The 26726-nt window shown below is 65.5% G+C and carries 25 protein-coding genes; 16 read left to right on the forward strand and 9 right to left on the reverse strand.

Features of this window, described 5'->3' with window-relative positions:
- Nucleotides 1-3: 3 nt before the first annotated feature.
- From rhaI to CH289_RS04760, 5 genes are all read right to left on the reverse strand, one after another.
- The gene (gene rhaI, locus CH289_RS04740) at nucleotides 4-1173 is read right to left on the reverse strand and encodes an L-rhamnose isomerase (RefSeq protein ID WP_037144944.1); all 1170 of its coding nucleotides are present in this window, start codon (nucleotides 1171-1173) and stop codon (nucleotides 4-6) included.
- Nucleotides 1170-2516, reverse strand: coding sequence for an MFS transporter (locus CH289_RS04745; protein ID WP_094727455.1), 1347 nt, complete (start codon nucleotides 2514-2516; stop codon nucleotides 1170-1172). The genes rhaI and CH289_RS04745 overlap by 4 nt, the downstream gene beginning before the upstream one ends.
- A 55-nt stretch (nucleotides 2517-2571) precedes the next feature.
- On the reverse strand, nucleotides 2572-2910 hold the full coding sequence (locus tag CH289_RS04750) for an L-rhamnose mutarotase (RefSeq protein WP_019663736.1): 339 nt from the start codon (nucleotides 2908-2910) through the stop codon (nucleotides 2572-2574).
- Between the two features lie 148 nt (nucleotides 2911-3058).
- Nucleotides 3059-4210 carry an RNA polymerase sigma factor gene (locus tag CH289_RS04755; protein ID WP_179276734.1) on the reverse strand — a complete coding sequence of 384 codons (1152 nt, stop codon included), beginning with the start codon at nucleotides 4208-4210 and terminating at the stop codon, nucleotides 3059-3061.
- A gap of 40 nt (nucleotides 4211-4250) precedes the next feature.
- On the reverse strand, nucleotides 4251-4658 hold the full coding sequence (locus tag CH289_RS04760; protein ID WP_027498833.1) for a YciI family protein: 408 nt from the start codon (nucleotides 4656-4658) through the stop codon (nucleotides 4251-4253).
- Nucleotides 4659-4808: 150 nt separating this feature from the next.
- Between CH289_RS04760 and CH289_RS04765 the strand changes: the two genes are divergently transcribed.
- Nucleotides 4809-5603: an alpha/beta fold hydrolase gene (locus CH289_RS04765; protein ID WP_020111901.1), complete on the forward strand. Its 795-nt coding sequence runs from the start codon at nucleotides 4809-4811 to the stop codon at nucleotides 5601-5603.
- Here the strand turns inward: CH289_RS04765 and CH289_RS04770 are convergent.
- From CH289_RS04770 to CH289_RS04780, 3 genes are all read right to left on the reverse strand, one after another.
- Entirely contained in the window at nucleotides 5600-7021 is a 1422-nt protein-coding gene (locus CH289_RS04770; RefSeq protein ID WP_256977030.1) for an alpha/beta hydrolase, read from the reverse strand. The two genes, CH289_RS04765 and CH289_RS04770, sit on opposite strands and share 4 nt — an antisense overlap.
- Before the next feature lie 128 nt (nucleotides 7022-7149).
- Complete coding sequence (locus CH289_RS04775) at nucleotides 7150-7827, reverse strand: DUF3159 domain-containing protein (RefSeq protein WP_256977031.1); 678 nt, start codon at nucleotides 7825-7827, stop codon at nucleotides 7150-7152.
- 144 nt (nucleotides 7828-7971) lie between these two features.
- On the reverse strand, nucleotides 7972-8874 hold the full coding sequence (locus CH289_RS04780; protein WP_230594266.1) for an EamA family transporter: 903 nt from the start codon (nucleotides 8872-8874) through the stop codon (nucleotides 7972-7974).
- A gap of 91 nt (nucleotides 8875-8965) precedes the next feature.
- On the opposite strand from CH289_RS04780, the gene CH289_RS04785 reads away from it, so the two are divergent.
- The 10 genes from CH289_RS04785 to CH289_RS04830 all read left to right on the forward strand — a co-directional run bounded on the left by CH289_RS04785 (nucleotide 8966) and on the right by CH289_RS04830 (nucleotide 20561).
- Nucleotides 8966-9940: a LysR family transcriptional regulator gene (locus tag CH289_RS04785; protein WP_020111905.1), complete on the forward strand. Its 975-nt coding sequence runs from the start codon at nucleotides 8966-8968 to the stop codon at nucleotides 9938-9940.
- 33 nt (nucleotides 9941-9973) lie between these two features.
- The gene (locus tag CH289_RS04790; RefSeq protein ID WP_256977032.1) at nucleotides 9974-13438 is read left to right on the forward strand and encodes a bifunctional proline dehydrogenase/L-glutamate gamma-semialdehyde dehydrogenase; all 3465 of its coding nucleotides are present in this window, start codon (nucleotides 9974-9976) and stop codon (nucleotides 13436-13438) included.
- A gap of 17 nt (nucleotides 13439-13455) precedes the next feature.
- A complete protein-coding gene (locus CH289_RS04795; protein ID WP_019663745.1) occupies nucleotides 13456-13860 on the forward strand; it encodes an SRPBCC family protein in 405 nt (134 codons plus the stop codon).
- A 181-nt stretch (nucleotides 13861-14041) separates the two neighbouring features.
- A complete protein-coding gene (gene ahpC / locus CH289_RS04800) occupies nucleotides 14042-14605 on the forward strand; it encodes an alkyl hydroperoxide reductase subunit C (protein ID WP_019663746.1) in 564 nt (187 codons plus the stop codon).
- Between the two features lie 130 nt (nucleotides 14606-14735).
- Complete coding sequence (ahpF, locus tag CH289_RS04805) at nucleotides 14736-16319, forward strand: alkyl hydroperoxide reductase subunit F (protein WP_094727460.1); 1584 nt, start codon at nucleotides 14736-14738, stop codon at nucleotides 16317-16319.
- 22 nt (nucleotides 16320-16341) lie between these two features.
- The gene (locus tag CH289_RS04810; protein ID WP_037144950.1) at nucleotides 16342-17448 is read left to right on the forward strand and encodes a CdaR family transcriptional regulator; all 1107 of its coding nucleotides are present in this window, start codon (nucleotides 16342-16344) and stop codon (nucleotides 17446-17448) included.
- A gap of 94 nt (nucleotides 17449-17542) precedes the next feature.
- Nucleotides 17543-18721 carry a glycerate kinase gene (locus tag CH289_RS04815; RefSeq protein ID WP_094727461.1) on the forward strand — a complete coding sequence of 393 codons (1179 nt, stop codon included), beginning with the start codon at nucleotides 17543-17545 and terminating at the stop codon, nucleotides 18719-18721.
- Nucleotides 18722-18730: 9 nt separating this feature from the next.
- Entirely contained in the window at nucleotides 18731-19237 is a 507-nt protein-coding gene (locus CH289_RS04820) for a WhiB family transcriptional regulator (RefSeq protein WP_052062064.1), read from the forward strand.
- A 137-nt stretch (nucleotides 19238-19374) separates the two neighbouring features.
- On the forward strand, nucleotides 19375-19929 hold the full coding sequence (locus CH289_RS04825; protein ID WP_094727462.1) for a hypothetical protein: 555 nt from the start codon (nucleotides 19375-19377) through the stop codon (nucleotides 19927-19929).
- The gene (locus CH289_RS04830) at nucleotides 19929-20561 is read left to right on the forward strand and encodes a DUF6636 domain-containing protein (RefSeq protein WP_094727463.1); all 633 of its coding nucleotides are present in this window, start codon (nucleotides 19929-19931) and stop codon (nucleotides 20559-20561) included. The genes CH289_RS04825 and CH289_RS04830 overlap by 1 nt, the downstream gene beginning before the upstream one ends.
- Before the next feature lie 165 nt (nucleotides 20562-20726).
- On the opposite strand, the gene CH289_RS04835 is transcribed toward CH289_RS04830, so the two are convergent.
- Nucleotides 20727-21374 carry a TetR family transcriptional regulator gene (locus CH289_RS04835; RefSeq protein WP_019663760.1) on the reverse strand — a complete coding sequence of 216 codons (648 nt, stop codon included), beginning with the start codon at nucleotides 21372-21374 and terminating at the stop codon, nucleotides 20727-20729.
- 490 nt (nucleotides 21375-21864) lie between these two features.
- Here CH289_RS04835 and CH289_RS04840 point away from each other — a divergent pair, with 490 nt between their 5' ends.
- Genes CH289_RS04840 through CH289_RS04860 form a run of 5 tightly spaced genes read left to right on the forward strand, consistent with a single transcriptional unit; the run spans nucleotide 21865 to nucleotide 26725 of the window.
- Complete coding sequence (locus tag CH289_RS04840) at nucleotides 21865-22719, forward strand: ABC transporter permease (RefSeq protein ID WP_230594264.1); 855 nt, start codon at nucleotides 21865-21867, stop codon at nucleotides 22717-22719.
- A gap of 21 nt (nucleotides 22720-22740) precedes the next feature.
- Complete coding sequence (locus tag CH289_RS04845; protein WP_020111919.1) at nucleotides 22741-23763, forward strand: ABC transporter substrate-binding protein; 1023 nt, start codon at nucleotides 22741-22743, stop codon at nucleotides 23761-23763.
- Nucleotides 23764-23788: 25 nt separating this feature from the next.
- The gene (locus tag CH289_RS04850) at nucleotides 23789-24562 is read left to right on the forward strand and encodes an ABC transporter ATP-binding protein (RefSeq protein ID WP_019663763.1); all 774 of its coding nucleotides are present in this window, start codon (nucleotides 23789-23791) and stop codon (nucleotides 24560-24562) included.
- Between the two features lie 31 nt (nucleotides 24563-24593).
- Nucleotides 24594-26252, forward strand: a complete 1659-nt coding sequence (locus CH289_RS04855) for a M24 family metallopeptidase (RefSeq protein WP_094727464.1) — start codon at nucleotides 24594-24596, stop codon at nucleotides 26250-26252.
- Complete coding sequence (locus CH289_RS04860) at nucleotides 26249-26725, forward strand: RidA family protein (protein WP_019663765.1); 477 nt, start codon at nucleotides 26249-26251, stop codon at nucleotides 26723-26725. The genes CH289_RS04855 and CH289_RS04860 overlap by 4 nt, the downstream gene beginning before the upstream one ends.
- Nucleotide 26726: the final 1 nt, after the last annotated feature.

A 26726-nucleotide genomic window follows, 5' to 3' on the forward strand; every position in this document is an offset into this window, starting at 1 on the left:
TGCTCATGCACCCCAGGAGGTCTGGGTGCCGCCGACGCGGTCGGCTTCGATCTGCTGCTGATAACCCGATTCCGCGAAGGCTCGCATCGGGTCGGCCGGTAGACCGCGGCTCTCTCGCCACTCGGCGAGCCGCGGACGCACGTCGGTGTAGAAGGCATCCATGAAGATGCCGTTGGCGCCCAGTACGTCTCCGGCTTCCTGCGCCGTGGTGAGTGCCTCGGTGTCCACGAGAGCCGCACGCAACGTCATCTCCTGGACGTTGAGGACCGAGCGAATCTGCCCGGGGATCTTCGCCTCGACGTTGTGACACTGGTCCAGCATGAGCGCGAGGTCCGATTCGGGTGCGAGCCCTCCGCCGCGGATGACCTCGAACAGAATCCTGAACAGCTGGAACGGATCCGCCGCGCCGACGATCAGGTCGTCGTCGGCGTAGAAGCGTGAATTGAAGTCGAAGGAACCGAGTTTGCCGAGGCGCAGAAGCTGCGCGACGATGAACTCGATGTTCGTTCCCGGCGCGTGGTGCCCGGTGTCGAGGCACACTGCCGCGCGCTCACCGAGCGCGACGGTGTGCGCGTAGGACGTGCCCCAGTCCGGCACGTCCGTCACGTAGACGGCAGGCTCGAAGAACTTGTACTCGAGCACCAACCGCTGGCCCTCGCCGACGTGCTGGTAGATCGCGGCCAGCGATTCCGCGAGACGGTCCTGCCGACCGCGAATATCGCCCTGACCCGGATAGTTGGTGCCGTCGGCCAGCCAGACCTTCAGATCCTGCGAGCCGATCTCGGTCATGACCTCGAGGCACCGCAGATGGTGGTCGATCGCCTTCTGTCGCACGGCCTTGTCGGTGTGCGTGAGACTGCCGAACTTGTAGTCGTCGTCCTGGAAGGTATTGGAGTTCACCGTTCCCAGACGAACACCGAGATCGGCGGCGTAGGACTTCAGTGCCGTGAAGCTGTCGACGTTGTCCCACGGGATGTGAAGCGCGACAACGGGAGCCAATCCGGTGAGCCGATGCACGGTGGCTGCGTCGGCGATCTTCTCCTCGATCGTGCGGGGTGTGCCGGGGGTGCCGAACACCTTGAAGCGGGTTCCGGAGTTTCCGAACGCCCACGACGGGAGTTCGATGGCGAGGGCGTCGAGGATCGCGTCGGGACTGACGGTATGTGTGGTCACAGTGCAGGCTCTCGGGTCTGGGTGACTCCGTCTCGGGAGTCGGGAAGTTCAGGGGACACGACCGCACCGTATCGCTCGGTCTCGATCTCCGGCAGGGACTTTCCACGCGTGTTCGGTGCGAAGATCGCACCGATCGCGAGGGCGACGGTGAGCAGGCCGATGAGCAGCAGGCCGACGGTGGTGAGTCCGGTGGCGGCGAGCAGGGTCGGGAAGAAGTAACTCAGCAGGCCGGTGGCGGTGCGGACGACGAAGAACATGAAGCCCTGGGCGCTGGCGCGGTACGGCGTCGCGAACAGCTCGCTCGCCCAGAGGCTGTAGAACGCCTGGGCACCGATGCCGCTGGAGGTACCCCAGGTGATGGCGAAGATCAGCAGCGTCGGGAGTCCGTTGTCGGTGAAGAACACCAGGATTGCCCAGGCCGCGATGCCGAGCAGAGCCCCGATGGAGTAGAGCAGCTTCTGGGACACGCGATCGGCGAACTTCATGAAGCCGAAGTACGTGGCGAGCACGGTGCAGCCCCACACCAGAACCTGCAGGAGGTTCTGTTCGACGGCGCTCTCGACGCCTGCGCTCTCGTACACACGCGGCATGAAGATGCCTGCCTGTCCCGCGACGGTGTTCCAGAAGCCGTAGATCCCGATGAGGACCAGCAGCGCGGTGATGTTCACTTTCTTGGTGAACAGGCCCTTCAATCCGGCTGCGCCGAAGGTCTTCTCGCGTGCAGCCGCCCCTGCGGTGTCGCCCGTTTCGTTCTTCCAGATCACCGACTCGGGCAAGCCCTGGCGAATCCACCACACCACCGCGGCCACGACGAAGAGGTGCAGGAAGATGATGCGAGAGCCGAGTAGATCCAGGGGCGCGAGCAACGCAGCGAGTGCGAATCCGACGAACGGCCCGACCGACCACGCCAATTGCGCGGTTCCGACGTGTCGTGCCCGCTCACGCGACGGCGCCTGTTCGGCAATGTACGTCCACGATGCGGGTACACCTGCTCCGACGGCGATGCCGGTGATCACGAACGCGGTCAGCAACATGGCGAAGTTCATCGCGAACGCTGCGATCAGCACACCGACCATGTAGACCATCAGGTCGTAGGTGTAGATCGCCTTGCGGCCGAACCTGTCGCACAGCGGACCGCCGATGCCGGCGCCGATCGCCGCACCGAATGCATTGGCGCTGAACGCGGCCAGCAGCCCGACGGCGAGGTTGCTGATGCCGAACTCGTTCTGCCACAACGTCAACGACGTGGCGATGGCGATGATCGATCCGGCTTCGATGTAGTTGCTCATCGCGACCGATATGGTCGCTCGCCACCCGGTGGTGGACTTGGCGCCGATCTTCATGAGGGCTCCATGTAGTGAGGGGGGGTCAGTGTGAGGGGGGTCGGTGTGAGGGTGATCAGGGGAGATGGAAGTAGTGGTGCAGAAACTCGAGAGGGGCGTCGGGGCGGGCCGCGGGTTCGAAGTACTGGGCCATGGTGGCCTGCCAGCGTGCGTCGACGTCGGTCGCGCTCATGGCCGTGGTCATCGCCGCGGGGTCGTCCGACTCGACGTAGCCGACGACGAGACCGTCCTCGGGTCGAAGGAACAGCGAGTAGTTCTTCCACCCCGTCTCGCGCAGAGCATCGAGCATCTCCGGCCAGACGGTCTCGTGCGCGGCCAGGTAGTCCTGCACCCGCTCGGGGCGCAGTTTCAACAGGAAGCACAGCTTCTTCGTGTCGGACAGAACCGATGCCATGGAGGACCTTCTCGACGATCAGAGTGTGGGGGCCACCATCGACTGTTGCAGATTCGACGGGATTGAAACGTTTCAATCGATGGCTTGGATCACATTAGGGCTCTCCAGTGCGCCGCGTCAACCCCTTGGTCTTCCGGAGCCGGGCTCGTCACTCGGACTCGCGCAGCACCTTGCTCAGACGCGCTGCCTGCACCGACAGGTGATGCCGCTCGGCGAGGTTCGATGCTGCCTGCGCTGCCTCGCCGTACAGCCGCGCGGCCGAGACCAGGTCCCCCGCCTTTTCGTGGAGGTACGCCGAAGCAGCGGCGAAGCGGGGCACGCTCGGATCCACTGCGCCGAGCGCCGCGAGACCCGAGGCCGCGCCGTCGGCCTCCCCCACGGCGATCGCCCGATTGAGCTGCACGACGGGGCTCGCGGTGATGGCGAGAAGTTCGTCGTACCAGCTCACGATCTGCACCCAGTCGGTCTCGTCGACGCTTCTGGCGTCGGCGTGCAGTGCGGCGATCGCCGCGTGCACTTGGAACTCGCCCAGTCGGTCGCGTCCCAACGCGGCCTGCAGGATGTCGACGCCTTCGCCGATCAGCGTGGTGTCCCACTGCGATCGGTCCTGCTCGGCCAGGGGGACGACGCTGCCGTCGGGCCGTGTCCTGGCACTCCGGCGGGCATGATGCAGCAACATCAGCGCGAGTAGTCCCGACGTCTCCTCGTCGGAGGTCGACGCGGCCAACTGCCGGGTCAGTCGGATCGCCTCGGCCGCGAGGTCGACGTCGCCGGTGTACCCCTCGTTGAAGATCAGGTAGAGCACCCGGCGAACCGTCGACAGATCTCCGTTCTCCGTGAATCGCACGTGCCCGACGGTTTTCTTCGCGCGGCTGATGCGCTGACCCATCGTCTTCTCCGGGACGAGGTATGCGTCGGCGATCTGCTCGGTGGTCAGGCCACCGACCGCGCGCAACGTCAACGCGACCGCCGCCGACGGCGTCAACGACGGATGAGCGCACAGGAAGAGCAGTTGCAGGGTGTCGTCGACGTTCTCGGTGTCCCCCGGTGGCGGCTCGGCCCAGGTCCGCAGCTCCCGTGTTCGACGGGCCTCGTCGGCTCGATGCCCGTCGAGAAACTTCCGCCAGGCGACGGTGACGAGCCACCCCTTGGGGTCCGACGGCATCCTCGTCGGCCAGGACGTCGTGGCCTGGATCAACGCTTCCTGCACGGCGTCCTCGGCTGTCGCGAAATCGAGTCCGCGACGAGTGAGGACGCCGATCACAGCGGGAGTCAACTGCCGGACCAGGACGTCGTCCATCCCGGGCCGATCCGGAGACGTGCCGGACCCGAGGTGCATGTCAGTCTTCGATGGTGGTGGGCGTGCTCATCAGCGGGCGGACTTCGAGCCACTCGTGAATCGGCTCACCGCCTGCACCGGGTGCGGCGGACAGTTCGGCCGCGAGCTCCAGCGCGCGGTCGTAGGAGTCGACGTCGATGACCATCCATCCGGCGATGAGATCCTTCGTCTCGGCGAACGGGCCGTCGGTGACCGGCGGCTTTCCCTGGCCGTCGTACCGGACCCACGCACCGGCCTGCTTCAGCGCCTGACTGTCGACGAACTCGCCGGTCTGCTGCAGCTTGGCGGCGAAGTCGTCCATGTACTTCAGGTGGGCCTCCACCTCGTCCTGTGTCCATTCGTTCATGGGGACGTCGTTGACTGCCTCGGGAGCGCCGCGGTAATGCTTGAGAAACAGGTACTTGGCCATGATGATCTCCTCGTCTCTGTGCAGCCTCTGTGGTTGCATCCAACCCTGGGACGGAACCGGGTGAGCGTTTTCGACATCGTCCCCGAAGATATTTCTCCGATTCGGCAAAAGAGTAGGTGTTACCTCTATTCACAGCTACTATGTGCTCCCATGAAGATGCGGTACGACGTCGCCGGTAGCGGGCCCACTCTCGTCCTCGTTCACGGAGTGGTTCACCGGAGGCAGGCGTGGGATCCGATCCTCGATCTACTCACGCCCTATCGACGGGTGGTCACCGTCGACCTGCTCGGTCACGGCGAGTCCCCCGCACTCGAGGCGAACGTAAGCGATCCGCTCGGCTACGTCGTCGATGCCCTCGACGATCTGCTCGGAGACTTCGACACTCCGGACGCGAAGCCTCACATCGGTGGTAACTCCCTGGGGGGCTGGCTGGCGATCGCCATGGCGTGCCGCGGGCGGGTGGCGTCGGCGACCGCGCTGTCTCCCGCCGGGTTCTTCGTGAACGACCTCGATCGACGCCGGGCGATCGGCACGTTCCGCGTTCTGCGGACCCTGGCCCGCGGAATGGGCGAGCATGCGCCTCGTCTGCTCTCCTACAAAGCCGTGCGCTACCCGGCCATCTCCGCGTTCTTCGCCCACCCCAGCCGTGTGCCGTACGCCGACGCCGTGGTGGACACCGCGTCCCTGGTCTCCAACACCTTCGTCGACGAAGGATTGGACGCGGTGTTCGAACTTCCCGTCGCGGCCGAGCCGCAGGTTCCCATCACCATCGCCTGGGGCCGACGCGACCTCACCCTGCCGATCTACGAGCGTGCAGTCGCGAAGCGGAACCTGCCGCACGCCACGTTCATCACCGTGCCGGGCGTCGGCCACGTCCCGATGAGTGACAACCCAGAGCTCATCGCGTCGATCCTGTTGGCGGGAAGCGAAACTCGCACGGCCTAGTCGAGAGCGCAGCGGGCCCCCTCCGGTGGGGATTTCAGGTCTACGAGGTACTCGGCCACGACCGTGTCGACGCAGTCGTTCGCTCCGGAGAACGCGACGGTGTGCTGGTCTCCGTCGACGGAGAGCAGTGACCCACCCAGCGTCTCGGCAAGGCTGACACCACCCGCGTAGGGCGTGGACGGGTCGCCGGTGATGGAGATGGTCAACGTGTCGGGCAGACCGTCGATATTGGTTGCGTACGGGAATCCCAGAGTGGGTTCGACGGGCCAGGATTCACACGGGTCGCGTGCGCCTTCCGGCCCCAGACCGGAGTCGGTGAACGGCGCGATGCCCTGAATTCGCTCCTTGAGCTCGACCTCCTGTTCGGCAGTGTTGCGCTGCTCGTCGTTGCAGTTGATCGCGTACAGCGCCTCGGCGAAGTTCGGGTAGGCGCCGTCGACGTCACGCCCACCGAACACGTCACTGATCTTCAGCAACGTCTCCGCCTGCCCCACCTGTAGTTCCGCGATGCCCTTGGTGATGACCGGCCAGACGGTCGAGTCGTACAGCCCGGCGATCACGGCCCCGTAGGCGGCGTCGAAGTCCATCTTCCTGCCGTCCGGGGTCACGATCGGATCGTCGATCAGCGGGCGGACGATGTTCTGGAAATTCTCGACGGACCTCGTCGGATCCTGCCCGAGAGGGCAGTCGGGCTCGGTGGCGCAGTCCGCAGCCATGGCGTCGAATGCCTCCTGGAACGCCGTGAACTGATCGATCCGACGGTCCGCTGTGCTCTGCAGTGGATCGATGGCACCGTCGAGCACCATGGCTCGAACGTTCTGCGGGAACATCTCTCCGTAGACCGCGCCCAGGCGCGTGCCGTAACTCTGCCCCAGGTAACTGAGCTGGTCGTCGCCCAGCACTTCGCGCAGCACATCCATGTCCCGGGCTGCGTCACGAGTTCCGACGTTCGCCAGAACGTCCTCGCCGCCGGACCGCTCGGCACATTGCCGAACCAGCTCGCGTGCCCCGTCTTCCGACAGTGACCTCGCTCCCGTCAGAACTGTCGTGTACGCCTCGCCTGCTTCGTTCTCGGCGTCGGTGAAGCAGTCGATGGCCGGCGTCGACGCCGCGACGCCGCGCGGATCGAATCCGACGATGTCGAACTTCTCGGTCAACGGACTGTCCGCCAGCGTTGTCGCCGCGGCTGCGGCCATGCTCATGCCAGGCCCTCCGGGGCCGCCCGAGTTGAGCAGCAACGACCCGATGGGCTCGCCTTTCGCGGGGACTTTCAGCAACGCGATCTGCGCCGTCCGTCCGTCGGGATCGTCGTAGTCGAGCGGGACGTCCACGCGCGCGCACCGAAACGTCGGATCGCTGACGAACGCTGCCTCGTCGGTCGACGTCGTGCCGTACCCCTCGCACGGCTCGAACGTCACCGCCTGATCATAGAAGCGATCCAGATCTGCAGTCGTGTTCGGCTCCGGCTCGGACTGGCTGCATGCCCCGAGGACGAGAACTGTTGCGGCCAGGACGCTTACGCTCCGGCGCGGTCGGTGACGATAGTTCACGGGTGGCTCACTCCCTGTGTGTTCGGAAAGGTGTCGTTCACGAGACGCTTCGTGGAGCCTCGGAAAGCCCAGACGGTGACCAGGATCGCGAGGGCGAACAGCGGGGTGCCCATGGAGATCTTCGCGAAGGCCAACCATCCGGTGGCGTCGGTGTCGTAGAGGTGATCCTGCACGATGTAGCGGGCACCGAACAGCAGCGCGAAGGCGCCGGTCGCGATGTCGTGCGCACGCAGAGTGGAGCGATCCGATCGCCACGGGTACTTGTTGCCGTGCAGCGCGTTCCACAGGAGTCCGGTCAGTGGTCGACGCGCGAGCAGGGATGCCACCATCAGCGCACCCATGACCAGGCTGGTCCAGATTCCGATCAGGAAGTATCCGCCGGCCGAGCCCGTCCACGCGGCAACGGCACCGGCCGTCACGACGCCGATCAGTCCACCGCTCGCCTGGACGATCGGTTCACCGCGCACCATTCTCAGCGCTGTCAGCACGACGGCGATGGCGACGGCGATTCCGATGGCAATCGGAAGCGAGGCCACCGCGTTGGCGGTCACGAAGGCGACCACAGGGACCGCCGTGTAGATCATTCCGCTCACGCCGCCGAGGTTGTCCAGCAGGAGTTGGGTGGCGTCGGCTTTCTTCTCGTCTCGAATCGGTGTGGGGTCCGGAGTCGTCATCGTGTCCTCCTCGTGTCGGAGTCGTCGCTCGGTCGTCTGTTCCCAGAGTCGTCGACACGCACGCTCCACAACAGTGCAGACGGGAATCGAAACCGCGCTACTTCGTCACGGGTCGGGCATGACAGATGTCATGCAGGCGCCGGCTCAGACGGCTTCGACCTCGGGCCGGGCGGGTACCGACGCGACGCGCTCGGCCGTCAGGACGGTTCCCACCGTCGCGGCGATGACCAGTCCGATGGCAGTCAGCCGGATCGCCCCTGCGGCTTGGTGCAGCAGCAGCCATCCCGCCAGTGTCGCGAAGATCGGTTCCAGGGCCAGTAGGACGCCGAAGACGTTGCGCGGAACGATTCGCAGCGCAGCAAGTTCGAGGGTGTACGGAACGACCGACGACAACAGCGCCACCACCGTTGCGAGGGCCAGGGTTTCGGGGTCCGCGAAGGCGGTGAGCCCTTGCATCATCCCGACGGGAAGGACGCAGACCGCGGCGATCACCATTGCCGCAGCCAGGCCTCCTGTGCCGGGAACCGTTGCCGCTACCCGTGCATTGGTCAGGATGTAGAGGACCCAGAACGACGCGGCGAACAGCGCGAACATGATGCCGACAGGATCGAGACTTGTTGCGTGAACCGCGGATTCGACGCCCAACAGCACCATTCCGACCAGCGCGAGGCACGCCCACCCGACGTCGGCGCGCCGACGTGACAGGACGGCGGCCAGAACGAGTGGACCGAGAAACTCGATCGATACGGCCACGCCGAGGGGGATTCGATCGATCGCGGCATAGAAGCATCCGTTCATGGCGGCCAATGCGAATCCCAGCGCAGCCATGCTCTTCCACTGCTCCCTCGACCATCCGCGTACCCGTGGACGCACCAGCAGGAGCAGCAGAGCGGCTGCGATGGCCAACCGGGCTGCAGTGACGGCCCACGACCCGGCGACAGGAAATATCTGAACGGCAAGTGCCGCGCCGAACTGCAGGGACAGACACGACCCGACCATCATCGCTACTGCTGATCCCGTGCCGGGTGTCCGGGAGGTTGCCGTCATGACAGTGAATGCTTCTCGCGTAACTCACGTAAGTCCAGCGAATCATTTTGTAGAATAACGGTCATTATTGCTTACCTATGACGGGAACCCGATGCTCAACGTCCCTCGCCTGCGGATCCTCCTCGAATTGCAGCGGCGCGGCACGCTCGCCGAGGTAGCCCGTGTGATGTCCTACACGCCGTCGGCGGTGTCGCAGCAGCTGTCGCTGCTCGAGAAGGAGTCCGGCGTTCGGCTGCTGGAACCGGTGGGGCGAGGGGTGACACTGACCGACGCCGCCATCGGACTCGCCGCTCACGCCGAGATCGTCCTTCGCCAACTCGAGGAAGCCGAGGCGGATCTCGCGTCGGCTCAGTCCGCAGTTCAGGGAACACTGCGGGTCGCGTCGTTTCAGACGGTCGTGTTCGCGATCGTGCCTGCAGTGCTGGACCTGCTGGCTGCCGAGGAACCGTCGTTGACCGTCGAGTTCGACCAACTTCAGGTCGTCGCTGCCTACGACGGCCTGTTGTCGCACTCCTTCGACCTGATTCTCGGTGAGGAATACCCCGGTATGCCCGAGCCGGTCCGAGCCAACATCGACCGGGCGGATCTCGCCGTCGATCCACTTCTGCTCGCCGTCCCGTCCGAGGCCGCGTGGTTGCCGTCCGCGCGTACCGACCTGGCAGGCCTGTTCGACGTGCCCTGGGCGATGGACCCGCCGGACAGTGCGACAGGAACGTGGGCCCGGTCGGTGTGCCGTGCCGCAGGATTCGAGCCCCGAGTCCGCTTCGTCAGCCCGGACCCCCTGATGCACGCCCATCTGGTGCGCACCGGCCACGCCGCGGCGTTCATTCCCGCACTGATCGCCGCGAACCAGTCCGACGGACTTGATCTCCGCGCACTGCCGGGGCGTCCGGACCGCACCATCTACACCGCAGTTCGTGCCGGACGCGGCGGGCACCCCGCGATCCGGGCGTTCCGAGCAGCGCTCGCGTCGACGGCGGCAGCTCGAACCTCCGAGTGGAACACCGCCGACGGACTTCGCATACAGAATGGACTGGTGACACCCGAAACAAGCCCTGCCCCCTAGTCGAAGCCCGTCAATCCCGGAGGAGTGTGGACCATGGCACCGAGGACGCGCGAAGAGCTGGCGGACGACGCGGTTGCCCTGGCACGGCGTTGGCTGACTCTCTCCGCCGACCGTCCCGCCGACCGTGCCGCCGTGCGTCTCGCGGGCCTGCTGCGCGACGAGCGTGGTCTGGAGTTCGCCGTGGGGTTCATCGACGGCGTCGTACGGCCGGAGGACGTGCGGGTCGCCGCCAGGAACTGGGCGCATCTGACGGACGGTGATCTGCCGCAGTTCCTGGGCGTGCATCTGCGTGTCGCCCTTCGTCTCGGCAACGTGGCCGCGAGGGTCGCACCGGCATTGGTCGTGCCCATCGCGAAGAAGGCGTTGCGAGCGATGGTCGGCCACCTCGTGCTCGACGCCTCGCCGCGCGCACTCTCTCGCGGTCTCGCTCGCATCCGCCGGAACGGAATGCGTCCGGGCATCAATCTGCTCGGCGAGGCCGTGATGGGGTCGGCCGGGGCTCGGGCACGTCTCGACGGAACCACGGCGTTACTGGCGCGATCGGATGTCGACTACGTGTCCGTCAAGGTGTCGGCGGTCGTTGCGCCGCACTCGCCCTGGGCGTTCGAGGAGGCCGTCGCACACACCGTCGACGAGCTCGCACCGCTGTACTCGGCGGCCGCGCAGTCCGGCACACCCAAGTTCATCAACCTGGACATGGAGGAATACCACGATCTCGATCTGACGATCGCGGTGTTCACGACCCTGCTGGACCGACCTGAACTTCTGTCGCTCGAGGCGGGAATCGTGTTGCAGGCGTACCTTCCTGACTCGTTGTCCGCGATGATGCGGTTGCAGGACTGGGCCGCCCGGCGTACTGCACGCGGAGGTGCAGCGGTCAAAGTCCGCGTCGTCAAGGGCGCGAATCTTCCGCTCGAGCGAGTCGAATCCGCTCTGCACGGATGGCCCCTGGCCACGTGGTCGTCCAAACAGGACACCGACACCAACTACAAGCGCATCCTCGACCACGCGCTCGAACCCGATCGAATCCGCAACGTGCACATCGGCGTTGCCGGGCACAACCTCTTCGACCTCGCCTGGGCACGGTGTCTCGCCGAACAGCGCGGCATCGACTCCGGATACGAATTCGAGATGCTGCTGGGCATGGCGTCGGCGACGGCGCAGGTGATCGCCGAGGACACCGGAGGGATGCTTCTCTACACCCCCGTTGTCGGCGCCGACGAGTTCGACGTCGCGATCGCCTACCTCGTCCGCCGACTGGAAGAAGGAGCAGCGCCGGAGAACTTCATGCCCTCGATGTTCGAACTGACCACCGAGAGCGGGCAACCGACCCCGCAGTTCACGATGCAGGAGAATCGATTCCGTGCTTCCCTGACCGCCCTGGACGACTCCGTCCCCGCGCCGCGACGGAGCCAGAACCGCACCACCGACAGCGCCGACCGCACCGATGTCGCAGTACCTTTCGCCAACACCCCCGACACGGATCCCTCCTCGGCCGCCAACAGAGGGTGGGGCCGCGGCATTCTCGAGCGCGCCGAGGCGTCGGGCATCGGGGAAGACCTCGTCGTCGAGTACACCGTCGACGATCCCGTCCGCCTCGACGAGCTGATTCAGCAGACGTGCGACGCAGGGGTGGGCTGGGGTTCGCTCCCGTCGACCGAGCGAGCACGCATCCTGAGGTCCGCGGCGCGCGAGCTGTCTCGCGCACGTGCGGACCTGCTCGAAGTCATGGCCGCGGAGTGCGGCAAGACCCTGGAGGAGGGCGACCCCGAGGTCAGCGAGGCCATCGACTTCGCCGGGTACTACGCCGAACTCGCCGAGGAGCTTGCGCAGGTGGACGGCGCTCTCCATCGGCCGAGGCGTCTGACCGTCGTCACACCACCGTGGAACTTCCCGGTGGCGATACCGGCGGGATCGACCCTGGCCGCGCTTGCCGCGGGTTCTGCCGTCGTGATCAAGCCTGCGCCGCAGGCGAAACGCTGCGGTTCGGTGATGGTCGACGCTCTGTGGCGGGCGGGCGTGCCGCGAGATGTGTTGCGCCTCGTCCACGTCGACGAGGCGTCCCTCGCCGGCACCCTCGTCGCGGATCCGCGGGTCGATCAGGTGATCCTCACCGGTGGCTACGAGACGGCGGAGCTGTTCCACCGGCTACGCCCCGGCATTCGGCTGTTCGCGGAGACGAGCGGTAAGAACGCCATGGTCGTCACACCCGCTGCCGATCTCGACCTGGCGGTGAAGGACCTCGCGAAGTCTGCCTTCGGCCACGCGGGCCAGAAGTGCTCCGCAGCGTCCCTGGCGATTCTGGTCGGATCCGTCGGCACATCGGACCGTTTCCTGGGCCAGCTGGTCGACGCCGTCCGGTCCATGAAGGTCGCGTACCCGACGGACCCGGAATCGCGCATCGGTCCACTCGTCGAACCTGCGAGCGGCAAGGTTCTCCGGGGTCTCACCCACCTCGATCCCGGTGAGTCGTGGTTGCTCGAACCCCGCGCACTGGACGACGAGAGCCGGCTGTGGTCGCCGGGAATCCGCGTCGGCGTTTCTCCTGGTTCCGAGTTCCACCGAACCGAGTACTTCGGTCCGATCCTCGGCATCATCACCGTCGCCACCCTTGCCGAGGCGATCGAGGTACAGAACGACGTCGACTACGGGCTCACCGCTGGCCTTCACTCCCTCGACGACGCGGAACAGGCGCAGTGGATTCAAGGCGTCGCCGCAGGCAATCTCTACGTGGGCCGAGGAATCACCGGAGCCGTCGTGCGACGGCAGCCCTTCGGCGGGTGGAAGAAATCGACGGTCGGCACGGGGAGCAAGGCCGGCGGACCGAACTACCTCGTCGGCCTGTCCGACTGGTCGCCCCTCCCCTCGTCCGGCACGACCGTCGGCTGTGTGGCCGACGCGTGGGCGGAGGCCTTCCTGCGCGAGACCGCAGCGGTCGGCGACGACCTCGACTTTCTACGGCGCTCTCTGGCAAGCGATCTCGTGGCGTGGGACACGGAGTTCGGCACCACCCGTGACGTATCGCATCTCGGGGTGGAGGCGAACGTGCTGCGCTACCTTCCTACCCCGGTGACCGTACGAGCGGAGGCCGACGCTCGCCCCGTGGAGGTTCTGCGCGTCGTCGCCGCCGGGTTGCGAGCCCGTTCCCCTCTTCGCCTGTCCGTGCACGCGTCCGTCGCTCTCGGGGAGGACGTGCTCGGGTTCCTGACAACCAATGACGTGACGGTCGACACCGAAACGGACTGGGCGCGTGCGGTTTCGCGCGGCGGGACGGACAGAACCCGCGTCGTCGGGTCCGGAACCGACGTGCCCACCGGGCCGTCTGCCGCAGTGTGGTCGGGCGCCGTGACCGAAGCGGGTCGCGTCGAGATGCTGCCGTTCCTGCGTGAGCAGGCCCTCAGCATCACCCACCACCGGTTCGGTACCTACCGCGAGATGCCTCGGGTGGACGCTCTGCTGAACATCACGCCAGGCGGCGGCCGTTTCGATTCGCCGTGAACGGCTACTCACACCGCATGCGCCTGAACCTTCGTCGCGGGATGCCCGTCGTCGAACTCCCTATGTCCGTTCCGCCTGCCGCGGCATGGGAGGTTCTGGTGGACCTGACGGCGTGGCCGGTGTGGGGTCCGACGGTGGCCGGCGCCGAACTGGACCGCCCCGGTCCGCTTGCCCTGGGTTCCCGAGGCCGGGTGTTCACCCCGGTCGGGGTGCCTCTGCCGTTTCGCATCACCGAGTTCGAGGACGGTCGTCTCTGGGCGTGGCGGGTGGCGGGTGTTCCGGCGACTCGACACGAGGTGATCCCCGACGGCGAGGGCTGCGTGGTGAGCTTCGGCGTACCTATCTGGGCGCCCGCGTATCTGACGATCATGGCCGTTGCGCTCCCCCGGATCGAGCGATTGGCAGCGGAACGCGCGCACTGATCGCGGGAGGCTGTGTAGTCCGTCACGCCCGGTCCTAGGTTTGATCGAGTCCAGAAAGCCCACGCTGGATCGATAAGCTCGAGCTATCGAGATCTGAGCAATCATCGATTGGCCCGATCAATCCAAGATCATTAGGGTCGTCAACCGACACCAACGCACCCGAATACGAATGAGGCCGTACATGTCGCTCATCAACAAGAAGATCAAGCCGTTCACCGCTGAGGCCTTCAAAGACGGTGCCTTCGTTACCGTTTCCGACGAGGACATCAAGGACAAGTGGGCGGTCTTCTACTTCTACCCCGCCGACTTCACATTCGTCTGCCCCACCGAGCTCGGCGACCTCGCCGATCACTACGAAGAGCTGCAGCGTCTCGGCGTCGAGGTGTTCTCGGTCTCGACCGACACCCACTTCACCCACAAGGCGTGGCACGCGTCGTCCGACACGATCGGCAAGATCAAGTACACGATGATCGGTGACCCGACACTGAAGATCAGCACCGACTTCGAGGTTCTCCGCGAGAACCAGGGCCTCGCCGACCGCGGCACCTTCCTGGTCGACCCGGACGGTGTCGTTCAGTTCACCGAGGTGACCGCAGAAGGCATCGGCCGCAACGCATCCGAGCTTCTCCGCAAGGTCAAGGCCGCACAGTACGTGCGCAGCCACCCGGGTGAGGTCTGCCCGGCGAAGTGGGAAGAGGGCGAAGACACCCTCGCACCGTCGCTGGAGCTCGTCGGCAAGATCTGATTCGTTCGGATCGGTGCGCGGCGGCACAGGAGCGTAATGCCCTGTGCCGCCGGTGCATCCCCCACGTTCGGATCACTCGGCCCGAGCTGAGAATCCACGACCATCCCTTCCGATCTCAGGAGAAAACCTCATGCTCGACGCCGCACTTGCCAATCAACTGAAGTCCCTGCTCGAGAACGTGACGCAGCCGATCGAGCTCGTGTCCTCTCTTGGCGACGCACCCAAGTCCGTCGAGCTCGGCGAACTCCTCGACCAGATCGCCGGCCTGTCGGACTCGGTCACCCACTCCCGCACCGGTACCGACCCACGCAAGCCGTCGTTCGCCATCCGCCGGATCGGCACCGACATCGAGGTTCAGTTCGCCGGTATCCCGCTCGGACACGAGTTCACCTCGCTCGTGCTCGCGCTGTTGCAGGTCGGTGGCCACCCCTCCAAGGAAGACGCCGCGCTGCTCGCCCAGGTCCGCGACCTCGAAGGCGACTTCTACTTCGAAACCTACTTCTCCCTCTCCTGCCAGAACTGCCCGGACGTGGTGCAGGCGTTGAACGTGATGTCGGTGCTCAACGCCAACGTCAAGCACATCGCCATCGACGGTGCGCTGTTCCAGGACGAGATCGACGACCGCGGCATCATGGCCGTTCCGTCGGTGTTCCTCAACGGTGAGCCCTTCGGGTCCGGCCGCATGACCCTCGAACAGATCGTCGGCAAGCTCGACACCGGTTCCGCGGAACGCACCGCGACGGCGATTTCCGAGAAGGACCCGTTCGACGTGCTCGTCGTCGGAGGCGGCCCTGCGGGTGCAACCGCAGCACTCTACGCTGCGCGCAAGGGAATTCGCACCGGCGTCGTCGCCGAGCGCTTCGGTGGTCAGACGCTGGACACCATGGGTATCGAGAACTTCGCGTCCGTTGCGTACACCGAAGGACCGAAGTTCGCCGCCGAGCTGGAGAACCACGTTCGCCAGTACGACGTCGACATCATGAACGTCCAGAACGCCACCAAGCTGACCCCCGCCGCCACCCCGCAGGGACTCGTCGAGGTCGAACTCGCCAGCGGCGCACGACTTCTCTCCCGTAGCGTGATCCTGTCCACCGGCGCACGGTGGCGCTCGATGAACGTTCCCGGCGAGAGCGAGTACCGCAACAAGGGCGTCACGTACTGCCCGCACTGCGACGGCCCGCTGTTCAAGGGCAAGCGCGTCGCCGTCATCGGTGGCGGCAACTCCGGTGTCGAAGCAGCCATCGACCTGGCCGGCATCGTCGCGCACGTGACCCTCGTGGAGTTCGACTCGCACCTGCGCGCCGACGACGTGCTGCAGCGCAAGCTCCGCAGCCTCCCCAACGTCGACATCCTGGTCAGCACCCTGAGCACCCAGGTCATCGGCGACGGTTCCAAGGTCACCGGGCTGGCGTACAACGACCGCACGAACGACACCGCGCACACCGTCGACCTCGACGGAGTGTTCGTTCAGATCGGCCTGCTACCCAACACCGAGTTCCTCTCCGGCACCGTCGATCTCACCCCGCGCGGGGAGATCATCGTCGACGATCACGCACGGACCTCGGTACCGGGCGTCTTCGCAGCAGGTGATTGCACCACCGCGCCGTTCAAGCAGATCATCGTCGCGGCAGGATCGGGCGCGACGGCAGCGCTCAGCGCGTTCGATCACTTGATCCGCACCAGCACCCCGGCCGAGGAAGCAGTCTCGGTCTGACGCTCCCGGGTACGCTCGGGCGATGCTGACCGCCGAACTCGCCCAGCGCGTGGTCGACCAAGTGCGTCCAGTCGTCGCACACAACGTCAACATCATGGATGCCCACGGCATCATCATCGCGTCCGTCGATCCAGCGCGCCTGGGCACGCTGCACGACGGCGCGGTGCGAGCACTCGAGCGCGGGGACGTCGTCCGGATCGACGCCGACGGTGCCGATCCGGACATGCGCGAGGGTGTGAACGTGCCGTTCTACCTGAGCGACGACGGGGCGGAACCCGGCGCAGTGAAGAACGAAGCGGTGGGGGTCGTCGGAATCACCGGCGACCCCGCCGTCGTCGAGCCTCTCGCCCGCATCCTCGTGCTCACCGTGTCGCTTCTGCTGAAGCAGGAGCAGCACCTCGACGACGCGCGGTGGAGGGAATCGTCGCTGCGAGATCTACTGAACGCGATGATCGTCGACTCCCGAGTGTCCGAGGCTCGCGTCGTGGCCATGCTCCGCGACGTGGGCAGACCGATCCGGCCGCCGTGGTCGATCGTGACTGCCCGCAGTACGTCGACCGGCCCCGCTGCGCTCGGTCGGTTCCGCAACAGCGTGGTGGGCATCGGCAACGTCGTCGCATGGGAACGCGACACCACACTGTGGCTCCTCGTCGGTTCGTCCGACGCGAGCACCCGCGCCGTCGTCGTCGATCGACTGCGCGCCGCAGGCGCCTCCGTCGTCACCGGGCGTGTGGGAGCATCCACGCCCGAACTGGTCGTCGACGTGCAGCAGATGGACGTACTGCTCCGGCACCACCTGCCGGACGGCGTCGTCCACGAGCTCACCGCACTCGACATCGACATCCTCGTCGGCCGTCAGCCCGAGGCCATCGCGCTGGACTCCGCGAGGCGAATCGTCGGCCCACTGTCGGACGCGTTGCGCGAGACCGCGGCAGTACTGATCGAGAACAATCTGTCGATCGTGACGACGGCATCCGCTCTGCACACCCACCGGAACACCGTCGTGCAGCGGTTGAACCGCATCGAGCAACTGACGGGGCTGGACCTGCGGGTCTTCGACGACGCCGTGGCCATGAAGCTGGCTCTCGCGTCGGCCCGACGGGTCGACGCGGACGACATCCGTCGATGACTGTGCGCCGTGCACCGATATCTGCCACAATTTCACTCGAACAATGTGCACGAAGCCCATACCTCGACCGGAGTCGGTGACCTAACCTACTGTCATGGAACAGCACAGAACCGACGCGCGGCGAACCACGATCGTCGTTGCCCCGGATTCGTTCAAGGGCTCCGGCACGGCCGCCGACGTGGCGTCGGCGATGGCCGCCGGCTTCCGGGACGTGCTGGGACCGGAAGCGAGGATCGTCGAATGCCCGATGGCCGACGGCGGGGAAGGGACGCTGGATGCGCTCGCAGCATCCCTCGACGCGCGGATCAGCGAGATCGACACCGTCGACGCGATCGGGCGAACCCGATCCGCGCGGATCGCGGTGTCCGCCGACGGCAGGACCGGCGTCATCGAAGCTGCTGAAGCCAACGGTCTCCCTCATGTCTCCGACGCCACGCTGCAGCCTCTGCGAGCGGACAGTCACGGCGTGGGCGTACTCGCCCGGCAACTTCTCGACGACGGGGTCTCCGAAATCCTGCTGTGCATCGGCGGGAGCGCGAGCAACGACGGCGGTACCGGTTTCCTGTCCGCCCTCGGCGCACGGTTTCTCGACGGCGCGGGCAGCGTCGTCGAGCCGGGTGCCGCCGGTCTGGCCGACATCGACAGCATCGACGTCAGCGGCCTGCATCCGCGCGCGGGCGAGGTGACCGTTCGGATCGCCGTCGACGTCGACAATCCGTTGCTCGGGAACAGCGGTGCCGCAGCGGTGTTCGGGCCGCAGAAGGGCGCAACCCCGACGGACGTGGAGACCATCGACTCCGGTTTGGCGCATCTCGCCGACGTGCTGAAATCCGCCACCGGGACCGACGTCACCACGACCGAGGGCATGGGCGCGGCGGGCGGGTTGCCTGCGTCTCTTGCGGCCTACCTCGATGTGCAGCTGATGCCCGGATCGGACATGGTCATGAGTGCTATCGGGTTCGAGGAACTGTGCTCCGACGCATCCATGATCGTGACCGGCGAGGGATCCTTCGATTCGCAGTCGTTGCGAGGCAAGGTCGTTGCCGGTGTGCGACGGGCCGCGCCTCCCACCTGCCCCGTCGTCGTCATCGCCGGACGGGTCGTCCTGACGCCCGAGGAGATACGCGACGCGGGGATCGCCGCGGCCTTCTCCATCGCGGCGGGTCCGTCCACCCTCGCGGACATGTCCTCGCGGACAGGGGAACTGGTACACGACACGGCCGCGCACGTCGCAGGCCTGTACAAGACGCTCGCGCAGCACGCGGCGGTGTGAAGGAGAACGATGTCGCTCGATCCGCATTCCGCCGTCACGCGCTACCGTTCGTTGCCGCCGAGCCTGCCTCAGCCCGTCGCCGAGCAGTGGGATTGGCAGCTGCGTGGGTCGTGCAGACACGAGGACCCTGTGCTGTTCTACCCGCCGACCAGCGCGCGGGGTAGATCGCTCGCGGCCATGGAAGCTCGGGCCAAAGCCATCTGCACCGGCTGCCCGGTGATGCGCACCTGCAGGGACTACGCACTGGAAGCCGCCGAGCCGCACGGTATCTGGGGTGCCACCACATCGAAGGAACGGGCCCTGGCCGGTGCCTCGTTCGACATCGGGCCGGCACCGACACCACCGGCACCGACACCACAGCCCCCGGAACCCCCGGCAGTGGAGAAGATCGACGAGACCGAGCAGCCACCGCGCCGTATGCACCGCATCGGACCACCACAGCGACCCTACCGGCGCATTCCTCGACCGGACTCGGCCCAGCCCGTCACCCCGGACCGGCCGCCGACGAAACCCTGACCTCCCCCAGGACACGGACTACGTCTCGGAGAACACAATGTGGTTACGTTGGGTAACAACTTGGCGAGAATCGCCATTTCTGCATCCGCGGCACCTACGGTGAGCACACATCGCTCGTCGAAGATGGGGAGCCGGACATGAAACGTGGAACCACACTGACCTCTCTCGTCGTAGGGTTCGCCGCCACCGTCGCGCTGACGCTCGGCGCCGGGGGCACAGCTCATGCGAGTCCACCCGTCGACCCCGTTGCCGCCCTGCAGGCCGTGGGTGTACCGGCCGACGTCGCCGGACTTGCCGCCGTCGCCGCGCCTGTCGCGAACGGGGTCGACACCGTCAACCTCGCGAATCGGACAGGCGGCTTCCCCGGTGCGAAAGTGGACGCGATCATCGACCACCCAGCTCGCCAGATCACCGTGGTACAGCGCTGGCTCGACTACCAACCGTCGGACCTGCGCGTGGGCTGGGTCAACCTGAGCACAGGCCGATCCGGTCTGACCGGCCTCCCGAACGCGGTACCGGGCACCCTCGACGGCATCTACCCGGCCATCGATCGCACGGCGGTGCTACCGACCGGCGCCGGACCGGTCCTACTCGTGGTCTACGGTCGCGTTCCGGGGTGGACCGGACTGATCCCGCTCGCCCCCGAATACTTCGGTTATCTCACCCCGGCCGTCACCGTGCTCGGCGTCTGATGACGCGCTTCTTCCGGTCGCGTGACGCCGCCGAACCCGATGCTCCTGTTCGCACTGCAGCTGCGTGCGCGATCATCGCGCTCTCGGTAGTCGCATTCGGTGGATGCGCGAGTTCCGACGACGTTACCGCCCCGAGCCCCGGGGCGACGAGCACTTCTCGAACCCCGACCGCACCGGCCGCACCGGCCGCACCGACCGAGCAGGTCGAGCAGGTCGAGCAGGTCGAGCAGGTCGAGCAGGTCGAGCAGGTCGATCCGGCAACCCTGGCCGCCGACGGCAACGGCATCGCGTGGACGTCGCCCACCAAGAACATCTCCTGCCGAATCTCCTCCGACACCTACGGATCCGGTTGCCAATCGCGCGACGCGCCAGTGCCTCGGGGCGCGGCCTGCACCAACCCCACCTTCACCGTCGATGAACTGTCCAAGGGGTTCTTCCTGCACCCGGACCGAGTGGAACCGACCTGCTTCAACCAAGGAGTATTCGCCTCGGAGTTCCCAGTAGTACTCGAGTACGACCAGTCCGTCACCTTCGACGGATACACATGTACATCCAGGCGCACCGCAATGATGTGCAGCACCGCAAACGGACACGGATTCGAACTGTCGAGGGAAACAGCGAACTGGTACTGACCATTCGCCGCTGGCGGCCCTGTCGCACAACCGCGCGTCGTCCATGAGTGATCGTGCGTCGACCGCAGTGCTACGAATTGCCCGATACTTCACGAATTCGCGGAATAGCGCCGAATCGACGAAGTATCGGGCAATTCGTGTCTTCCGACCACACTCTGTGCAGCGTCAGCCGACCGTCACGTATCCGATGACCATGTCGGTGAGCATTTTTCGAAGACGCTCCCGGTTCTCGGGCGCGACGGGGTCGAACTGGAACAGCCAGTCGAAGGTGTACTGGTTGGAGACGCGGAAGAAGCTGAAGCTGGTGATGGTGAAGTGGAGGTCGACGGCGTCGATACCGTCCTTGAAGACTTTTGCTTCACGGCCGCGGTGGAGGATGTCGGACAGTAGATCCAGTGCCGGGCCGGCGAGTTCGCTGCGCTCCCCGGATTGTCCCAGGTAGAAGGCTTTGAGCGTGTTCTCGCTCGCCATCAGACGGACGAAGTCGGGGTTCCGCTCGTGGTAGTCGAAGGTCAGCTCGACGACGCGCCGGAGTGCGTCCACGGGATCGAGTTCGTCGACGTGAACCCGCTGCTCCTCGGCGCGAATGTTGACGATCGCGCTCTCGAGCACCGATCGGTAGAGACCTTTCTTGTCGCCGAAGTAGTAGTAGATCATCTTCTTCGTCGTCTTCGTCCGTAGCGCGATGTCGTCCATTCGGGCGCCGGTGAAGCCCTTGGCCGCGAACTCCGCCATGGCCTCCGTCAAGATGTTGCCCCGAACATCCCCGCCGCGTGCACCTCGGCGGCCCTGAACCTCGGACGCTGTCGACATCGTGTCGAACCCCCTGGCTGTCTCCACTCGTTACCTACGCCTGTTCGGCGACTTACACCAGACAGTGAACCACGGCACCGGCCGATCCGGTGGACGAAGACGTCGATCGCGGGGCCGGAAGGCCGGCACACGCCCATTCTTTTTGGCATCCGTCGATTCAACTGGGGCATCGACGCCGGTAGAGCGGCACGAGCAGCTGTCTCCATCGGTCAGCGCGTGGACATTGTCTGCCGGCGATCTATGGACGTGTCGACGATCACGTTGTACGGTTCGCCTAGTTCACCAAAAAGTGAAACTCTGTTCATGCAGACGAAGTAGTCGCTGCCGATCGCGCAATCGGGAGCAGATGCACCACCGAGCGGTGCAGGCACACCGGAATGCCTGCGCCCACCAGTCCTCGTCGAGCCCGCACCGTGTCGGCAACCCCAGTCGTCGTTCGGTCACAACGATCCAGCCCTGAATTCGATCCCTCACCGAAGGATGAATGGCCATGACAGCATCCGAAATACAGACAAGCGCAGCGCCCGCAGGCGTTCCGACTCCTGCCGCACCGCCGGTTCGAGTACCGACCCGCAGGCCGTGGCCTCGTCGCGACTCGCTCGTCACCGGCACCAAAGCCGTCGTCGGCATCCTCGGGCTGTTGGGCCTGTGGGAACTGGCAGTGGCGATAACCCGACCTCCTGAATACATTCTGGTCGGACCCATCGCGGCGTTCGCCGAATTGTTCTCCCGCTTCGACTATTTCGCGACGAACGCCTGGGTGACGATCGGCGAGGCGCTGGCAGGATTCGTCGGCGGCACGTTGCTCGGCATCGTGTGCGGGGGCCTGCTGCACTATTCACCGACGATCAGGACGTTTCTCTATCCGGCCCTCGTCACGATCGACACGATTCCCAAGGTCGCCCTGGCACCTCTGTTCATCGTGTGGTTCGGCTTCGGCTTCGAGTCGAAAGCATTCGTCGCCATGGCAATTGCCTTCTTCCCACTGGTCATCAACACGTTCGACGGTCTCAGCACCGTTCCGCACGAGCTGAAGGAACTGGCGCGGATCAACAAGGCGTCGACATGGAAGCGTCTGACGAAGATCGAGTTCATCTACGCACTTCCGTCGATCTTCTCCGGTGCCAAGATCTCGATCTCCCTTGCTGTGGGCGGCGCCGTCGTCGGTGAGTTCATCGCCGGGTCGAAGGGCCTCGGATACGTGATCATGCTCGCCAACAGTCAGGTGGATCTGGCCGCCATGTTCGCGGCGTTCTTCGTACTCGCCGCCATCGCGCTGGTTCTGTTCTTCGTCGTCGACTTCGCCGGCAAGAAGCTCATGCCCTGGAAGTCCCACGCGAAATGACCGATCGAACTGGAGACCAGAATGCGTAGGACACGCACTGCGGCGTTGATGATCGCCGCCGCCCTCGTCGCACCGTTGACCGCCTGTAGCGCAACAGGATCCGGCGAGAAGATGTCACTGATGGTCGACGTCGGATACCTGCCCAAGCACGCACCCTTCTTCGCGGCCGTGGATCGTGGATTCTTCGAGGAGGAAGGCCTCGACGTCACCGTGATGCCCGGATCCGGGTCGGGTAACACCGTCGCCGCCGTGGATACCGGCAAGGTCGACGCCGGGTGGGCCGATTTCGGTGTCACCGTCCTCAACCAGGGTCGCGGCGCTCAGGTGACGCAGGTCGACCTGCTGCAGGCCCGGTCGGCCTACGCGGTGGTTGCATTGTCCGACGGTGACATCCACAGTTGGGAAGACCTGCCGGGCAGAACCATTGCAACCGAGGGTGCAGGCGCGATGACGGCCATGTGGCCGTACGCCCTGAGCAAGTTGGGCCTCTCCGCCGACGACGTGAACGTGATCCACGCGGCCAGCAGCGCCAAGATTCCCGGGCTCGTCTCGGGCCAATGGGACGCCAATTTGGCTCTCTCGGTATCCGACGGTCCGGCTATCGATGCCCTCGGCAAGGAGCCGGTGGTGTTGAAGTGGTCCGACCTCGGCATCGACCTGTACGGCAACGGAATCGTCTTCTCCAACGAGCAACTGCAGAACAACCCGGAGCGCGTCGTCAAGTTCAACCGGGCGCTGCAGAAGGCATACCTGTGGTCCTGCGAGAACCCGGAGGGCGCTGCCGACTCGTTCCACAAGGAGGTGCAGGGGTACGAGACCAGCACCGTCGTTCTTGCCCTGGACGAACAGTGCGCGCTGAACAATCGCCTCGGCGAGGAGTCGGAGCCCTTCGGCCTCATGACCGACGACGGCGTCCAACAGATGATCGACGTCTCACGAGAGTTTCTCGGTCTCGATCCGAACTCGACGCTGACGCCCGCACAGGTCTACAGCAACGACTACATCGACCCACTACCCACTTCCGACGAGATCTCCGCACCATGACCGCCTACCTGACCGGGAGAGAACAATGAACAAGGCAGTTGAAGTCAACAACGTAGGGGTCTCGTTCCGATCGCGCGACGGAGACACCAACGCGGTCCTCGACGGCGTGAACTTCGACGTCGAGCACGGCCAGTTCGTCTCGATCGTCGGCCAGTCCGGCAGCGGCAAGACGACCCTTCTGAAAACCATCTCCGGGCTCCAGGCGGCGACGAAGGGCGAGGTGCTCATCAAGGGCGATCCGATCGCCGCGGGTGTCGAAGAGATCGGCATGGTCTTCCAGAGCCCGGTCCTGCTGCCGTGGCGCAACAACCTCGACAATGTCCTGCTGCCGCTGGAGTTCAGAGGCACTCGCGACAACGCATCGAAGGCCAGGGCACTCGAACTCCTGGACATGGTGGGGCTGAAGGACAAAGCCAAGCGCTACTCCTACGAGTTGTCGGGCGGTATGCAGCAGCGAGTCGCCATCTGTCGGGCTTTGGTATCGGACCCGGAACTGCTCTTGATGGACGAACCGTTCGGTGCACTCGACGCGATGACCCGCGACACCATGAACTTCGAGATCCAGCGCATCTGGCAGAAGACGGGATGCAGCGTCGTCTTCGTCACCCACAGCATCTCCGAGGCCGTGTGGCTGGGTGACCGCGTCGTGGTCGTCGGAGACCGCCCGGGCCGGATCATCGCCGACATCACGATCGACTTGCCCCGCCCCCGCGACAAAGAGCACCGCTATTCACCCACGTTCGCCGACTACGTCACCGAAGTCGAGTCGCACATCGGGGTCACTGCCGGAATCAGCTGACCTCGACCAGTTTTCAACGACAGGAGTATTCATGTTGCGTCTATCCGCACATCTCGACACGCTGGCCGACGAGTTCGGCCTGCACCCCCGGAAGAGTCTGCTGTTCTCGGCCATTCGGTTGGACTCTCATCCGCTCGTCACGCCACTGATCGCATCCCGCGACGGTGAGGACGCCATCCTCCTCGTCCGCCAGCAGGAACAGGGCAACGTCCTCTCGGCCGGCGTCGCCCCCGAGCGCATCCGCTTCTACGCACCGTGGGTCACCATCGATCCACGTCCCATCGCCGATGTCACCGTCGCGCAGAGTCTTACCGCCCTGGTGAAGGACCTTGCCGACGACGACGCCGTGCATCTCGACGCCGACGTGGTCTACAGCCACCAGTTGACGCTCTCGGACAGCCTGACGGTCACCACCGAACCTCTCGCTCCGAGTCCTGTTCGTGTTCACGCGATCTCGACGTCGGAGATCGTCGATCGGTTCACCGACTGGCGTCGACGTGGGGCCGACGTCGCCACCGCGCTGATTTCCGACGTGCCGCACCTGCAGGGTCTGACCGAGGATTTCGGTGCCGCGGACACTCGTTTCACGGGCTTGGAATCCATTGCCGCCGAACGCGGTGTCGACGGTCTGGTCGTGCTCTCGCCGCCGAACTTCTCCGAGATCACCGGCAGGTCGGCACGCGGTGACGTCGCGGTGTGGGCACCGGGGAGCGACCGGGTGTTCGTGATCACCACCGCCGACGCAAGCGAGTACGGCGACGCGGTCGGTGACTATGCCTCTCTCGCCGAGGCCGTCGCGGCGCTGGTGCCCGGGAAGCGGATCGGTATCGAGGAAGAATTCATGTCCGTCGGAATCGCCGGACAGCTCGTGGCCGCCGGGTTGAGTCCGGTCTCCGCGTCGATCGATCTGGCGCACTGGCGCGACATCCGCGATCACGAAGACCTACCGTTCCAGGTCATCGCTGCCCGCACGAGCGTGTACGCGATCGAGGAGGCACTGGCCTGGGCCGAACAGGAAATCGACGCGGGAACCGAGTTCACCGAACTGGACATCTACACCCGCTACGTCGACTTCATCGACAAGTTCACGACCGAGAATGCCATCGGGTTCGTCGTCGAGCCGTATTTCACCAACCTGCACTCGTCGAACCGCATGCTGTTCCCGGGCCCACCCGTAGACTTCCCGATCAACGGGGACACCACGTGCATTCAGCTCGACGCCGGGGTGCAGGTGACCATCGACGGCGTCGTCGTCGCGACGTCCGACATGGCGCGTTCGCTGCCCCGCACTCCTGCAGCCAAGGAGGCGTACGAGTTCTTCTTCACCGTCGTGCGGGAGGGCATCATCGGTCAACTTCGTCCCGGCGTCGTCTGCGAGGACGTACACGAAGGAACACTGCAGTTCCTGGCCCCGCACCTCCCCCGCATGATCGAGATCGGAATGCTGGGCGAGGACACCGATTTCGACACCATCTATCGTCGCCGCAACGTCGGCCATCTCATGGGCAAACAGGAGTCCTTCGCCAACGAGCTGCGTCCCGGATACAAGCACGCCTTGGACGTCGGATCGTACGGCGCCGCCGAGATCCCCTGGCGGTACGGAGATGTGGCGATCGGTACCGAAGATCTCTGGTTCATCGGCCGGAGCCGAACCTACAACCTCACTCGACGCGACAGGACCACGGCATGACCGACACCAGCACCATCGATCCCCGGCAGCGTCTGGCAGAACGGAACCTGAGCCTGCCCGAGCTGGGCGCCCCGGCGTACTCGTACGACGCCTGGACGCAGCACCGCGACGTGCTGTACCTGTCGGGACAGATCTCGCGGACCCCGAGCGGAGAGGTCCTCAGCGGCAAGGCAGGGGTGGACGCCACCACCGAGGACGCCGCGGCCGCCGCCGAGGTCGCCGCTCTCAATCTGCTGGCCAGAATCGACCAGGCCGTCGGACTCGAGAACGTGACGCAGGTTCTCAAACTGAACGTCTGGATCGCCAGCGGACCGGACTTCACGGACCAACCGGCCGCTGCCGAATCCGCGTCGGGACTTCTGATCGACGTGTTGGGCCCTGCGGGTCGTCACGCTCGAACGACGTTGCCGACGCATGTGCTGCCGAAGAATGCTCTGGTGGAGCTGGAAGCCGTCGTCGCTGTAAGGCAGTAGC

The organism is Rhodococcus sp. RS1C4 (assembly GCF_002258225.1).
Lineage (GTDB): Bacteria > Actinomycetota > Actinomycetes > Mycobacteriales > Mycobacteriaceae > Rhodococcoides > Rhodococcoides fascians_E.

Excerpts from the sequence above, each read along its gene's own strand:
- CH289_RS04745 (WP_094727455.1), bottom strand. The coding sequence starts at position 2,516 with ATGAAGATCGGCGCCAAGTCCACCACCGGGTGGCGAGCGACCATATCG.
- CH289_RS04750 (WP_019663736.1), bottom strand. The coding sequence starts at position 2,910 with ATGGCATCGGTTCTGTCCGACACGAAGAAGCTGTGCTTCCTGTTGAAA.
- CH289_RS04755 (WP_179276734.1), bottom strand. The coding sequence starts at position 4,210 with ATGGACGACGTCCTGGTCCGGCAGTTGACTCCCGCTGTGATCGGCGTC.
- CH289_RS04760 (WP_027498833.1), bottom strand. The coding sequence starts at position 4,658 with ATGGCCAAGTACCTGTTTCTCAAGCATTACCGCGGCGCTCCCGAGGCA.
- CH289_RS04765 (WP_020111901.1), top strand. The coding sequence starts at position 4,809 with ATGAAGATGCGGTACGACGTCGCCGGTAGCGGGCCCACTCTCGTCCTC.
- CH289_RS04775 (WP_256977031.1), bottom strand. The coding sequence starts at position 7,827 with ATGACGACTCCGGACCCCACACCGATTCGAGACGAGAAGAAAGCCGAC.
- CH289_RS04780 (WP_230594266.1), bottom strand. The coding sequence starts at position 8,874 with ATGACGGCAACCTCCCGGACACCCGGCACGGGATCAGCAGTAGCGATG.
- CH289_RS04785 (WP_020111905.1), top strand. The coding sequence starts at position 8,966 with ATGCTCAACGTCCCTCGCCTGCGGATCCTCCTCGAATTGCAGCGGCGC.
- CH289_RS04790 (WP_256977032.1), top strand. The coding sequence starts at position 9,974 with ATGGCACCGAGGACGCGCGAAGAGCTGGCGGACGACGCGGTTGCCCTG.
- CH289_RS04795 (WP_019663745.1), top strand. The coding sequence starts at position 13,456 with ATGCGCCTGAACCTTCGTCGCGGGATGCCCGTCGTCGAACTCCCTATG.
- ahpC (WP_019663746.1), top strand. The coding sequence starts at position 14,042 with ATGTCGCTCATCAACAAGAAGATCAAGCCGTTCACCGCTGAGGCCTTC.
- ahpF (WP_094727460.1), top strand. The coding sequence starts at position 14,736 with ATGCTCGACGCCGCACTTGCCAATCAACTGAAGTCCCTGCTCGAGAAC.
- CH289_RS04810 (WP_037144950.1), top strand. The coding sequence starts at position 16,342 with ATGCTGACCGCCGAACTCGCCCAGCGCGTGGTCGACCAAGTGCGTCCA.
- CH289_RS04815 (WP_094727461.1), top strand. The coding sequence starts at position 17,543 with ATGGAACAGCACAGAACCGACGCGCGGCGAACCACGATCGTCGTTGCC.
- CH289_RS04820 (WP_052062064.1), top strand. The coding sequence starts at position 18,731 with ATGTCGCTCGATCCGCATTCCGCCGTCACGCGCTACCGTTCGTTGCCG.
- CH289_RS04825 (WP_094727462.1), top strand. The coding sequence starts at position 19,375 with ATGAAACGTGGAACCACACTGACCTCTCTCGTCGTAGGGTTCGCCGCC.
- CH289_RS04830 (WP_094727463.1), top strand. The coding sequence starts at position 19,929 with ATGACGCGCTTCTTCCGGTCGCGTGACGCCGCCGAACCCGATGCTCCT.
- CH289_RS04835 (WP_019663760.1), bottom strand. The coding sequence starts at position 21,374 with ATGTCGACAGCGTCCGAGGTTCAGGGCCGCCGAGGTGCACGCGGCGGG.
- CH289_RS04840 (WP_230594264.1), top strand. The coding sequence starts at position 21,865 with ATGACAGCATCCGAAATACAGACAAGCGCAGCGCCCGCAGGCGTTCCG.
- CH289_RS04845 (WP_020111919.1), top strand. The coding sequence starts at position 22,741 with ATGCGTAGGACACGCACTGCGGCGTTGATGATCGCCGCCGCCCTCGTC.
- CH289_RS04850 (WP_019663763.1), top strand. The coding sequence starts at position 23,789 with ATGAACAAGGCAGTTGAAGTCAACAACGTAGGGGTCTCGTTCCGATCG.
- CH289_RS04855 (WP_094727464.1), top strand. The coding sequence starts at position 24,594 with ATGTTGCGTCTATCCGCACATCTCGACACGCTGGCCGACGAGTTCGGC.
- CH289_RS04860 (WP_019663765.1), top strand. The coding sequence starts at position 26,249 with ATGACCGACACCAGCACCATCGATCCCCGGCAGCGTCTGGCAGAACGG.